Genomic DNA, 12,709 nt, shown 5'->3' on the forward strand with positions numbered 1-12,709 from the left:
TCTGACCTCCGAATATGTGCTGAATTAAGATTAACATAAAATTTACATAGCCTTAAAGTTTTAAACTATTCAGACAAGGGAAAAAGTCATAATTCCCTTCAATATTTTGCTATAATTCTTTTGAAAGGAAGGATTATATGAATATCTCCATAAGACAAGCAGAACCAAGTGATGCAAAGTATGTAGCACCATTAATTTATGATGCAATCGGGGAAATTGCAAATCGTTTAACAGGTCAATCTGATTACAATCAAATTATTGATGAACTAGAAACGTTATTTACCCATACGGATAATCGTCACTCCTATTTAAATACGTATGTTGCAGTTAATATTGAGACAACAGATATAGCAGGAATCCTTGTGGTGTACAGTGGTTTAGATGGTAGAAATTTAGATAAATCGTTAGAAAAACGTCTTAAATCAAAAAACGCTCCCGTAACAACCATTGAAATTGAAGCGCATGATGATGAATTTTATGTGGATACCATTTGTGTACACGATTCTGCACGAGGACAAGGAATTGGAACAAAATTGCTAAACTTTGCAGAACAAGTAGCAAAGAGCAAAGGCTTTTCAAAAATATCTTTAAATGTCGAAATTCAAAAGGAGCAAGCACGCAATTTATACGAACGAGTTGGGTATGTCATTACAGAACCATGGACGATTATTGATGAACCTTTTTATCATATGGTCAAGAAAATCTAATTAAATAGTAGGTAGGTCACAACATGAATTCACAACTAATTTATGCACTTCTTATTGTAATAGCATCTAGTAGCTATGGAATCTTATCCACAATTATTAAAGTAGCGATGGGATATGGGTTTACTTCTGCCGAAGCTGTAACAAGTCAATATGTAGTCGGTTTTATTTTAGCGCTTATTTTATTTCTCATTACACAAAGAACAATGCCGCGCTTAACGAAAGCCGGTGTAATAACGATAATTTTTGCAGGTATTTTCACATCAACAACAGGTATTGTTTATGGCAAATCGTTAGACTATTTACCAGCCTCTCTTGCAGTTGTTATGTTATTTCAGTTTACATGGATTGGAATGCTCATCGATTGTATCAGACGAAAAAGATTACCTAGTCGTCCAGAAGGTTTTTCCCTTCTTTTTTTATTTGCTGGAACAATTCTTTCAGCAGGCGTTTTGGATGTTGACTTATCCAATATCCCGTGGCAAGGATGGGTATTCGGTTTAGCATCAGCACTAAGCTTTGCAATCTTTTTACAAATCAATTCACGACAAGTTGAGGGCATTTCGACCATCACTCGTACATTTTTCATGTCCTTTGTCGCACTCATTATGATCAGCATCTTTTTAACACCAGAAATTATTTGGAATGGTACATTAATCCAAACGAACTTACTGTGGTTTGGCTTAGCACTAGGATTTTTTGGAATTATCCTGCCTATTCTATTATTTTCTATTGCAGGTCCTAAAGTTGGTGGAGGGCTATCGTCTATTTTAAGTGCGATGGAATTACCTGTTGCAATACTAGCAGCAAGTCTTGTACTACATGAAAAATTAACGATGTTACAAATTTTCGGGATTGTACTAGTTCTTATTGGCATGACCTTACCAACTGTACTAGCCCAAAGAAAAAAATTAATCTAACATCTAATAGTAGTAAGTATCATGTTCATAATATTGTGCTTTAAAGCGTTGATATATAGTACAAGTAGGCTTCAATTTAGATAAAATGGGGATGGATATGTATTTTTTCGGAGGCGATTCTATGGTGTTTCAAGATTTTAGGAGCCGAATAAATAAAATCGAAGGAGACCGATTTCCTTCTAATAGTTATCGTCAAATGGTGCTTCAACCTGCCTATGACGAAGCAAAAAAGCATTTTTTAAAGTCGATGGTGCATATACATATCGCCCATTTAAAAATGCTTGAGGAACAGCAACTTATCTCACATAAGGATGCTAAGCAAATCGGGCAGGCGATAGCTAAACTGGATTTAAATTATTTTGAACAAAGAGACTATAACCCTCAGTTTGAAGATTTATTTTTCCGTATTGAAAATAAACTGATTGAATTAGCTGGTGATGTTGCGGGAAACTTACACATTGGACGTTCTCGCAACGACATGGGCATTGCTATTTATCGTATGACTCTAAGAGAAAAATTGCTTGCATTAATGGAGGAACTACTTGCCCTTAGATCATCATTAATTGCTTTTGCACAGGAACACGTGGATACAATTATGATTGGTTATACACATACACAGCAAGCACAACCAACTACTTTTGCCCATTATTTAAAAGCAGTAATTGACCAGCTTTCTCGAGATTTTAAACGGATGCAGGCAGCATATGAAACAGTCAATCAAAGTAGTATGGGAGCAGCTGCATTAACAACTACCGGTTTTAATATTAATCGTGATCGAATGAAAGAACTCCTCGGATTTGACGGGGTCATTGAAAATGCATGGGACGCTGTTGCGGGTGCAGATTATATTGCTGAATTAGCAGGTGTCGTACAACTTGCTGCATTGAATCTTGGTCGCACTTCGCAAGATTTCTTACTTTGGGCTACTCAAGAGTTTAATGCTATTAATCTTGCAAGTCCATATGTGCAAGTAAGTTCTATTATGCCTCAAAAACGCAATCCAGTTTCTATAGAGCATACAAGATCCCTTTTATCCTCTGTGTATGGTGATGCCTCTACCGTGCTACAAATGATTCATAATACACCGTTCGGGGATATTGTAGATACAGAAGACGATATGCAGCCCTATTTATGGCGTGCTATGGAAAAGTTAAGAGGCATTTATAAGCTATTTGGCAGTGTAGTTGTTACGATGGATGTTAACAAAGAAAAATTACTGAAACGGGCAGAAAATAGCTTTGCTAATGTAACGGAACTTGCGGATTCATTAGTTCGTTCGGAGAGTATTTCATTCCGTCAATCACATCGTATTGTGAGCAGCTGCGTTAAAACGCTATTAAATTCTAAAGAAGAATCGTTAGAAAAATTAACGTGGGAATTGGCCAATGAAAAATCCCTTGAAATTACAGGTAAACCTTTGAAAATATCAAAAGAAGAGTTTTATAAAGTGTTAAAACCCGAATTTTTTGTCCATGTACGTTCATTAACAGGTGGACCTGCGCCAGAAACAATGCGTAATTCCTTAACTCAAGCTCAAGCAGTTTCCCCTTTACTTGAAAACTGGTTAACAGGAAAAACAACACACCTTCAAAATTGCGAAAAACAGCTGTATCAATTCCTTGAAGGCTGGAATAAACATGACTAATCCAATACTGTTAGCCGTTGATGGTGGCGCCACGAAAACGACTATTTCGGTACGTTCTTGTATCGGAGAATGTATCTTCGAAAAAACAGCTACAGGCTCTAATTATCAAGCAATAGGAATAGAACAAGTGGAGAAATTAATTGAACAACTGCTTATCGATATTTATAACTCTACTAAACTTAAAACGATAGATGTAGCTATTTTTGCCATGGCGGGTATTGATACAGAGCAGGATTTAACCATTGTCAAAGAGATGATTATAAATGCAATTGAAAAAAGCCCCCTAGCCATTAACACAATCATTGTTGAGAATGATGTTCAAGCCACTTTGTTAGGATTAGTCGACTCAAACAAATGTGGGGCTTTAATTATTTCTGGTACAGGGGCAATCTGCTTTGCAACAGACCAGGAAGATAATATTTATCGAACTGGTGGTTGGGGACATCGTACTGGTGATGAAGGTAGCGGCTATTGGATTGGAAAAGAAATCGTAAATTCCTTATTTCGCTTAGAAGACGGGCGCAATCAAACGCCAACCATTTTAAAGGAACTTGTATTCGGAAAATTAAATATAAAAAATACCGAACAACTTATGACCTGGCTATATGCTCCAGATTATACGAATGCAAAGCTTGCTAGCATTAGTGCCGTATTACCTAAAGCAGTTGAGTTAAGTGATGAAGTGGCACTTACGATTAGTCAACAAGCTGCTAAAGAACTAGCAGAGTTAGCTGTTTCAACGTTGAAAAAGTTACCTAGCATTGATGAATCCTTCACATTATTTTTAAATGGAAGTATCTTTAGATATCATCCATATATTTTAAGCCAATTTCAAAGGTTAATGAATGATCACTTCCCAATGATTCATTTTCATTTATGTGAAGAACCTCCAATTGAATATATTGTACGAAGAGCGAAAAATCGCGGCCTACCATTGTAAGCCGCGATTTCTATAATTCAAACCTTTTTAATCCATCATCTGTCGAAAAGTATAGATACCCATCCTGTATATATAAGTCTTCTACTTTTTCTCTATATAAAACCATTTCATCTGAGCCGTCTTTTCGTATTCTCGATAAATATGCTCCTTTTGAATAATTACTAAAGTAAATCCAATCCCCAAATCCTACAATATACTGAGCTCGACTATCGGTTAAACGATCATTTTCACCTGTGTTTAGATTTATACGGTAAAGAATATTATCCTCATTTACATTGCTATAATAAATGATCCCGTCTACTTCATAGGCATGATCGATTTGTGCCATAAAAGCATATTTATTACTAGTTGCTTTTGGATAATCAGATAAAATCCACGTATGGTCTTCTTTCATCTTTGCGTCATTCATTAAAAAATACTCATAACGAACAACATTTTTACGATCTGGCGTTGGGTCATTCCACGTTGTATCGAGATGATACCATTCTCCATCAACCTTTACTAGATTCCAAGCATGTCCACCTGTATAAACCTCACCTACAACGTATTTCGTTTCGATACCTAAGCCTTGCAACAATTTTAAAGCTAAGAGCGCGTATCCTTGGCAAACACCTTTTCCTTCAGCAACTACCGCGCATGCACTATGTGGACTAGCGATAGAATCTTCACTGTACACTGTATTTTTCACAATATAGTCGTTTACAAATTTTACTTTTTCAAAATCAGACATTGTTTCTGGTGTTGCTGTTGCAAGGATTGATGCTACTTTTTCATTAACGATTTGTTCCTGGGCAGCATTTGTTAAATACGTTTGATGAACTTTAATTTTTGCATCAAAGCGGCCATACTCGTATTCAATTTTTCGATTTGATAAGTGTCCTAGAATATAATGATCCCGCTGCGCAGCTAACTCTACCGCACTCTCAATTAAGTTTTCTATATCCGTTGTACTACCTACATAGGTTATTTCAAAATCTGTTACCCAATTACTAAAATAGTAGTAAAACGCATCAGCTAGTTCATCAACTGTTTTCACTGTGCTTGGTAATTCAGCATTTTTCACAGTTGCAGCGGTATAAATAAGCGTATCCTTAGCAGTATTGGATACAGTAGAAATTACTTGGGTAGTTGCATCTTCAATCGTAATATTGTTCTCGTTGAAGTATTGCTTTGCTTCTTCAAAGAAAGTTAAGCCGAAATCATACGTCGGCTTAATAAGTACAATGACAATGACGAGAAATGTTATTCGTTTTAACACAGTACTTCACCTCAGAGATTTCGGCTTTGGATTTTAAACAAGTTTAAATTTCATACTCAATTGTCGGCATATATTTATCACCTAACAATTTCTTTAATAATTCATGACCTTCTTCTTTCATTTCATCAGTAATGGAAGAATATACAACAGACAAGGCTTTAAATATAACAACCGCATCATCGGCTAAACCAACTGTTGGTAAAAAGTCCGCTATAAGGTCAATCGGCAGAATAAAGTATCCTAAAACACCAAGAATCAACAGCTTTTGTTCTTTTGGTAAATTTGGACTTTTCAACGCACTAAATAATGTAGCCGCTGCATGTAAAGCTCTAAAACCTAAATTTAGTCCATAAGTTTTCACTTTATTTATAAATTTATTAGGCGCATAATGTTTTCCTTTTCCTTTTATAACGGTTTCTAATTCCAACTTTTCATCCATGTTACATCCTCCTTAAGTACATACAGTGCTGTCTTTTATAGCATTACCAACTAATTAAAAAAGTACTACATAAAGATACTTTATAAATCAGCCCTTTTTGCAGTACATCTATGTTTACGAGTTGGAAGAGCAAAGGTTCCATTTACTCATGTTGCTTCTTACTTCTTGTATATGTAGTAATAATTTGTTGAATCAGTTTATGTGCATTTGTAATTTCATCATAAAACATAATTGAATTTTTCTTAACCCGCGCATGACCTATCGGAATTTCATATATTGGTACCTTTCTTTTCAATGCCTCCACCAACATATTTGTATCAAAACTGAAATCTTCCCCTTTTACCTTTATTAACCAAGGAAGAGCTTGCTTTGGAATACAACGTAAGCCTGTTTGTGTATCAAGCAAACGTTTATGGAAGAACAGTTCAAATAACACGGAAGCAGCTTTATTTCCGATTGTACTAATAAGAGGCATATCTTTTGTATGAAAATTTCTTACGCCAAGAATTATTCCATCTGAAAAAAGTTCCGCATGATGAAGAATTTGTCCTACTTCCTCAATTCTGTGTTGTCCATGCGCTCCTACAGTGATAATTGAATCTACTTTTTTATATTGAGTTAAGACGTATAAAAAGCCTGTTTTTAATGCTCTACCCTTACCTAAATTCTCTTTATGATCTAATACGGTACACCATTCAATACTCTGTAGCTTTTTGAATATCGTATTATATTTTTCATCGCTACCATCATTGATAATAATAATTTTATCAATATTTAATTCTTTTAACTTAATCACATAATCTATGATTAATTTTAATGGATTAAGTGCAGGTATAACTACAACTGTTCTTACCACAGTGCATCCCCTCTGTAAAAAGTTTTAAACCTATAATAAATTCTATCTCTCTAAACTTTGGAATTCAATGGAAACGAAAGAATACTGCCCTACACAACAGTATTCTTAGAAACTACTTCCACTGGTATATGTTGAAAACTTTTAACATCAAACAAACCTGTATCCGTTAACTTTAACTCTGGGATTACTGGTAAGCTTAAAAATGAAACAGTTAAAAATAGATGAAATGATATATCATGATGTACTTCATTTAGTGCATCATGAACCTCTTTAATTTTTATAGCAGCTTCTTCAGGAGATAGTGTTGTCATTAACCCTGCAATTGGTAAAGCTAATGAGCCAATTACTTTTCCTCCCTCTACTACGACTAAACCACCTTGCATCGATTGTAACGCTTCAAGTGCAGTTAACATATCTTCATCATTTGTTCCAACAACAATCGCATTATGCGAATCATGGGCAATGGTTGTGGCGATTGCACCTTTTGTTAAACCTAATCCGTGAACAATCCCAAGCCCTTTTAAACCAAGAGAATGATGTCGTTCTATCACTGCAATTTTCAGTAAATCATTTTCTATTGAAGGGATAAACACTCCATTTTGTACATCGACTTCTTTCACAACATGCTTGGTTATTATCTGGTTTGGTATTATTTCGATAACATTTGCTCGATTCCCTTCATTAAATCGAATTTCGAAATCTTTTTTTGATAGCTTTGGAATATTAACTGAATGAAGTATAGTTTGATCAATCTCCTTTGTTTGCTTACACGTCTTTAGTAAACTTCCATCTGTAACAACTTTCTCACCATTTTTCCAAACGGCTGCAATCTTCATTTTATGTAAATCATCTAGCATAATAAAATCAGCAATATACCCTTCTGCAATAGCACCTTTACCATCAAGACGATAACATTCAGCAGCATTAATGGTTGCAAGTTGAATTGCCTGAAGAGGATTCATGCCATACTTAATTGCAAGGCTTACTGCATAATTTATACTTCCCTCTTCCATTAACTCATCCAAATGCTTATCATCCGTACAAAAAGCAAAACGGCGGGCATTGATAGGTGTAACAGCGGGCAATAAATCCTGCAAATTTTTAGCTGCAGAGCCTTCACGAATTAAAACATACATCCCCTGTTTAATTCTCTCCCTAGCTTCCTCTGCAGTAACACATTCATGATCGGTGCGAATTCCTGCTGCACGGTATCCTCGTAGTTGTTCATCAGTTAAACCTGCTCCATGGCCATCAATAACCTTATTATACTGTTTTGCTAAAGATAGTTTATCTAACATATCGAAATCAGTATTTAATACCGCTGGAAAATCCATGACTTCTGCAAGACCTAATACATTTTCATTTTGAATGAATGGAGCTAAATCTTTTGCTTTCATAGTGGCACCTGCATGCTCAAAAGAGGTACTTGGTACACTTGATGGCAACATATAATAGATGTCCATTAGTGCATTTTTTGCATCATCCAACATAAACTGCATACCCTTTGCACCTGATACATTAACAATTTCATGAGGGTCTGAAATAACTGAAGTAATTCCATGGGGTAATAAAATTTCGCTAAACTGAGAGGGAGGTAACATAGAAGATTCTATATGAATATGTGCATCAATAAGACCTGGAACGACATATTTTCCATTCGCATCTTCAATTGACTTTGCATTAAACTTTTCTTGCTCATCCAGTGCAACAATCATGCCGTTCGCTACAACAATATCAGCTTTTCTCCAACAGAGTGAAAAGACATCTGCAATATTAGCGTTCTTTAAAATAAAATCTGCCTCAACTCTATTTTGTGAAAAATCGATTTGCTTCTTCAATTTTTGGATATCCATCTTAACAGCTCCTTCTCTAGCCATATTATTACTTCTGATAATATATTTAATTAAACTTCTTAATATGAAAAGACTCCTAGAAACAAATTGTTTTTAAGGAGCCTTTTGATTTATTTAAGAATTAACAACTTCACCTATTACATTATTCAGAGCATTTACGGCAGCTTCTGGATTAACTTTTAATCCTTGCTCTTGAAGAACTTCACCAATTGTTTGAATAGCTTGTTCAAGCATTTGGGCTGTTGTATTCCCCATATGTCCAATTCTGAAAGCTTTGCCTGCTAAATGAGCTAGAGCACCAGCAACAATTACGCCTCTTTCAGCAAGTTTTGAACGAAAAGCTATATCATTTACTCCATCTGGATATAAAATACAGCTTAAAGTTGGAGCTGCAACTTCTTCAGAAGCTAGAGGGACCATTCCATAAGTACGTAATGCTGCACGTACTCCTTGACCGAAAGCAATATGACGTATTTCACGCTTTTGAATGCCTTCATCAAGTACAATTTTTAATGCTGTATCATAAGCATAAATTAAATTAACAGGAGGTGTTGCAAAGTATTTTGATGGATCTTGCATAATCGGTAGCCAGTTATATATATCGCTATAATAAGCAGATACCTGTCCCAATTCTTCTCTCGCTTTTAATGCTGTCTGATTAAACGCAACAATTGCAAGCCCTGGAGGAATCCCTATTGCTTTTTGAGACCCTGTTAATACTACATCAATTTTGTAGTCAGGCTCCCCATATGATTTACTCATATTTTCTTCAAGTGCTGCAGTCGCTACAACACCATCGAGGATTACTAATGCTCCTGAAGCCTTAATGATTGGTACAAGAACATCTAAATCCGATACAACCCCTGTTGAAGTATCTGCATGGGTAATCGTAACAGCTTTATATTGCCCTTCTGCTAGCTTTGCTTCAACTAAAGCTGCATCAACTTGTTTGCCCCACTCCGACTGTAGAACTTCAACTTCAATGCCAAAACTTTTAGCCAGTGGTGTAAATCGGTCTCCAAAATATCCGTGACTAATGACAAGTAATTTTTCCCCTTTGCCAACTGTATTGACTATGGCCATTTCCATTGCAAGAGTGCCAGAACCTGCTACTACAAATACTTCCCCATCTGTTTGCAGTAATTCTTTTGTTCTCTCGATGGCACTTTTATAAATTGATACAAAGCGAGGATCTGTATGCCCCCTTGTTTCACTTGCTAATGCATCATAGATTTCATCTACTACCGGTGTAGGACCCGGTACCAAAAGTAATTCTTTATTTCTCATCCATAATCTCCCCTTTGCTATGTATGAAGTTTAGTCTTATATTCTACAAATCCACAAAAATCCCTTTTTCAAAGCTCTTTTAATAGTTATTGTTATAAAGAAAGCCTTACTAGAAAAGTTACTAGTAAGGCAGACATCCCCATTTGCTATTGAATTATTTATTAGATTATCAATTTAGGAGGCAACCTTTTGATAATCTGAACCCCATGTTTAAATCGCTCTTTTATCCCCAATAAATTCCCTTTGTTTTGCTATAAGTACATCAACGAACATTGTGCTTTAAGTACCAAAACTATCTTTATATTTAAAGTACCTCTGATAAATCTCTTACATATTTGATTAATTAATAGATTTTATCCAAGGCACTCCATAATTATTATACGAATTGCTCTGTTTCAGTTGAACCAGCCATTGCTGTAGTTGAAGACTGACCACCAGAAATTGTTTGTGCCACTTCATCAAAGTAACCTGTACCTACTTCACGTTGGTGACGAGTTGCTGTGTAGCCTTTAGACTCTGCAGCGAATTCAGCTTGTTGTAATTTTGAGTATGCAGCCATACCGTTATCTTTGTAATCATGCGCAAGCTCGAACATTGAGTAGTTTAAGCTGTGGAAACCAGCAAGTGTAATGAATTGGAATTTGTATCCAAGTTTACCTAACTCGCGTTGGTATTCTGCGATTTCTTTATCAGATAATTTTGCTTTCCAGTTGAATGATGGAGAGCAGTTATAAGCTAACATTTTTCCAGGGAATTTCTCATGGATTGCTTCAGCGAATTCACGAGCTTCCTCTAATGATGGATGTGAAGTTTCACACCAGATTAAGTCAGCATATGGTGCATATGCTAAACCACGTGCGATTGCTTGTTTGATACCTGCTTTTGTGCGATAGAATCCCTCTGGAGTGCGTTCACCAGTTAAGAATTCTGCATCGCGTGGGTCAATATCAGATGTTACCATGTCAGCAGCATCAGCATCTGTACGTGCGATTAAGATTGTATCTACACCCATAACGTCACAAGCAAGACGAGCTGCAATTAAGTTACGAATAGCATTTTGTGTTGGAAGTAATACTTTACCACCTAAGTGACCACATTTTTTCTCAGAAGCTAATTGGTCTTCTAAGTGTACGCCTGATGCACCTGCTTCAATCATACCCTTAACAAGTTCGAATACGTTTAATGGTCCACCAAAACCAGCTTCAGCGTCTGCTACGATTGGAGCGAACCAATCAAAACCATCTTCGCGACCTTCAGCGTGATCGATTTGGTCTGCACGTTGTAAAGCTTGATTGATACGTTTAACAACTTGTGGTACAGAGTTTGCTGGGTATAATGATTGGTCAGGATACATTTGACCAGCTACGTTTGCATCTGCAGCTACTTGCCAACCAGATAAGTAGATTGCTTTTAAACCAGCTTTTACTTGTTGTACTGCTTGATTACCTGTTAGTGCTCCTAGCGCATTAATGAATGGCTCTTCATGTAAAGATTTCCATAGGCGAGCAGCACCACGTTTAGCTAAAGTTTGCTCTTGAACGAATGATCCTTGTAATTTTACTACTTCCTCAGCAGTGTATCCGCGTTCAATCCCTTTCCAACGAGGATTTTCTGCCCAATCTTTCTTAATTGCATCGATTCTTTCTTGTCTTGTTACCATTATATAAACACCTTCCCCTTTGTTTAAATACTCTGTTTTGTGAAATAATTCATTTTTAACTGTTCCATAACAGAAGTATTTGTTGTAAATTAATATATAACAGTATTTAAATATTTTCATTATTTTCTGACGAAATAGTGTTTTTTTGGGATAAAAGGGTATTTAAGTAAGATGAAGTTCAAATTAAGAAAGAAACAAAGGGGGATATTTTTACATGGGGAATGAAAATTTTCAAATTTCGAGGGAAGAATTTGATCAATTTAAAGTTATATTAGAAGACTGGATATCTAAAGATGCTTCAATCGCGATTGCTATGGGGGATTCGTATGTTTACCATTCGAAGAGTAAACATCATTTTCACTTAGATTTGGAAAGTTCTATTCATCCAGAGAGCATTGCTTCACGTGTCCTCAAAACAAGAAAAAAAACAGAAGCACTTATGGATCATACAGTTTTGGGTGAACCCTATTATGCAATAGGGTATCCAATTTATTTCAAACAGCAAGAAGCCGCCTTAATCGTTATTCTTCCATCCTCATATACAGAGGAAAAGCGAAAGCCTTATAAGTTTTTAACGGGAAAACAAGAAGAAGATTGGACACCGATACCCATTGAACAAATTTCATATATTGAAAGTTTACAAAAACGAACATGGTTCTACGCGCATAATGAACAATATAAAACAAATATTACTTTGAAGGAACTACAAACAAAGCTGCCTGAGTTTTTTGTAAGAATACATCGCTCATATATCCTTAATATTTATTTTATTAAAAGGATTTCTAAAGATTTAGCATCGAATTTTATTGTGGAGTTAAAAAGTGGGATAGAGCTTCCAGTAAGTCAATCATATATTAATGATTTAAGAAAAGTATTGGAGTTCTAATAGGAGAAGAAATTATGCTTGAGGGCGATGCTGCTTGTAGTGCTTCGTCCTTTTTGGGTTCTTAGTCAAATGTTGGGGTGATGTGTTCTTGCACGTCACCCTTGTTAACCTAAATGAACCCCGATTTCTTTATATAAATTATTTAATAAAATCTTTGCTTTAAAATGCTTAAAACTTCTAAAACCATAAGCATTTCGTTTCATTACCTTCGATTTATTATTAATGCCTTCTAGAAATCCATTTGAATACCTAAAACTAAAG

12 protein-coding genes are annotated in these 12,709 nt (G+C 35.7%); 5 read left to right on the forward strand and 7 right to left on the reverse strand.

From position 1 onward, the window contains the following. The first annotated feature begins 137 nt into the window (after positions 1–137). From D8M03_RS05040 to D8M03_RS05055, 4 genes are all read left to right on the forward strand, one after another. On the forward strand, positions 138–707 hold the full coding sequence (locus tag D8M03_RS05040) for a GNAT family N-acetyltransferase (protein WP_121213684.1): 570 nt from the start codon (positions 138–140) through the stop codon (positions 705–707). 23 nt (positions 708–730) lie between these two features. Then, a complete protein-coding gene (locus D8M03_RS05045) occupies positions 731–1,624 on the forward strand; it encodes an EamA family transporter (protein WP_121213685.1) in 894 nt (297 codons plus the stop codon). Positions 1,625–1,745: 121 nt separating this feature from the next. Further along, the gene (argH, locus tag D8M03_RS05050; protein WP_121213686.1) at positions 1,746–3,269 is read left to right on the forward strand and encodes an argininosuccinate lyase; all 1,524 of its coding nucleotides are present in this window, start codon (positions 1,746–1,748) and stop codon (positions 3,267–3,269) included. Continuing rightward, complete coding sequence (locus D8M03_RS05055; protein ID WP_121213687.1) at positions 3,262–4,209, forward strand: N-acetylglucosamine kinase; 948 nt, start codon at positions 3,262–3,264, stop codon at positions 4,207–4,209. The genes argH and D8M03_RS05055 overlap by 8 nt, the downstream gene beginning before the upstream one ends. 10 nt (positions 4,210–4,219) lie before the next feature. Here D8M03_RS05055 and D8M03_RS05060 read toward each other — a convergent pair whose 3' ends face one another. The 6 genes from D8M03_RS05060 to aceA all read right to left on the reverse strand — a co-directional run bounded on the left by D8M03_RS05060 (position 4,220) and on the right by aceA (position 11,562). Next, positions 4,220–5,467, reverse strand: coding sequence for a DUF5050 domain-containing protein (locus D8M03_RS05060; RefSeq protein ID WP_121213688.1), 1,248 nt, complete (start codon positions 5,465–5,467; stop codon positions 4,220–4,222). Between the two features lie 43 nt (positions 5,468–5,510). Further along, positions 5,511–5,906: a YkvA family protein gene (locus tag D8M03_RS05065; protein WP_121213689.1), complete on the reverse strand. Its 396-nt coding sequence runs from the start codon at positions 5,904–5,906 to the stop codon at positions 5,511–5,513. A gap of 142 nt (positions 5,907–6,048) precedes the next feature. Next, positions 6,049–6,762 carry a glycosyltransferase gene (locus D8M03_RS05070; RefSeq protein ID WP_121213690.1) on the reverse strand — a complete coding sequence of 238 codons (714 nt, stop codon included), beginning with the start codon at positions 6,760–6,762 and terminating at the stop codon, positions 6,049–6,051. Between the two features lie 89 nt (positions 6,763–6,851). Beyond that, positions 6,852–8,639, reverse strand: a complete 1,788-nt coding sequence (gene ade / locus D8M03_RS05075) for an adenine deaminase (protein ID WP_245987457.1) — start codon at positions 8,637–8,639, stop codon at positions 6,852–6,854. Positions 8,640–8,729: 90 nt separating this feature from the next. Beyond that, complete coding sequence (locus tag D8M03_RS05080; protein ID WP_121213691.1) at positions 8,730–9,902, reverse strand: pyridoxal-phosphate-dependent aminotransferase family protein; 1,173 nt, start codon at positions 9,900–9,902, stop codon at positions 8,730–8,732. 376 nt (positions 9,903–10,278) lie between these two features. Next, a complete protein-coding gene (gene aceA, locus D8M03_RS05085) occupies positions 10,279–11,562 on the reverse strand; it encodes an isocitrate lyase (RefSeq protein WP_121213692.1) in 1,284 nt (427 codons plus the stop codon). Positions 11,563–11,776: 214 nt separating this feature from the next. Here aceA and D8M03_RS05090 point away from each other — a divergent pair, with 214 nt between their 5' ends. Then, positions 11,777–12,448 carry a LytR/AlgR family response regulator transcription factor gene (locus D8M03_RS05090; protein WP_121213693.1) on the forward strand — a complete coding sequence of 224 codons (672 nt, stop codon included), beginning with the start codon at positions 11,777–11,779 and terminating at the stop codon, positions 12,446–12,448. 104 nt (positions 12,449–12,552) lie between these two features. On the opposite strand, the gene D8M03_RS05095 is transcribed toward D8M03_RS05090, so the two are convergent. Beyond that, positions 12,553–12,709: transposase (locus D8M03_RS05095; RefSeq protein WP_147404814.1), on the reverse strand; the 157-nt coding region annotated here is incomplete at its 5' end.

It is taken from the genome of Ureibacillus endophyticus (genome assembly GCF_003628435.1).
Taxonomy (GTDB): Bacteria; Bacillota; Bacilli; order Bacillales_A; family Planococcaceae; genus Ureibacillus; species Ureibacillus endophyticus.

Excerpts from the sequence above, each read along its gene's own strand:
- ade (WP_245987457.1), bottom strand. The coding sequence starts at position 8,639 with ATGGCTAGAGAAGGAGCTGTTAAGATGGATATCCAAAAATTGAAGAAG.
- argH (WP_121213686.1), top strand. The coding sequence starts at position 1,746 with ATGGTGTTTCAAGATTTTAGGAGCCGAATAAATAAAATCGAAGGAGAC.
- D8M03_RS05090 (WP_121213693.1), top strand. The coding sequence starts at position 11,777 with ATGGGGAATGAAAATTTTCAAATTTCGAGGGAAGAATTTGATCAATTT.
- D8M03_RS05080 (WP_121213691.1), bottom strand. The coding sequence starts at position 9,902 with ATGAGAAATAAAGAATTACTTTTGGTACCGGGTCCTACACCGGTAGTA.
- D8M03_RS05045 (WP_121213685.1), top strand. The coding sequence starts at position 731 with ATGAATTCACAACTAATTTATGCACTTCTTATTGTAATAGCATCTAGT.
- D8M03_RS05055 (WP_121213687.1), top strand. The coding sequence starts at position 3,262 with ATGACTAATCCAATACTGTTAGCCGTTGATGGTGGCGCCACGAAAACG.
- D8M03_RS05040 (WP_121213684.1), top strand. The coding sequence starts at position 138 with ATGAATATCTCCATAAGACAAGCAGAACCAAGTGATGCAAAGTATGTA.
- aceA (WP_121213692.1), bottom strand. The coding sequence starts at position 11,562 with ATGGTAACAAGACAAGAAAGAATCGATGCAATTAAGAAAGATTGGGCA.
- D8M03_RS05065 (WP_121213689.1), bottom strand. The coding sequence starts at position 5,906 with ATGGATGAAAAGTTGGAATTAGAAACCGTTATAAAAGGAAAAGGAAAA.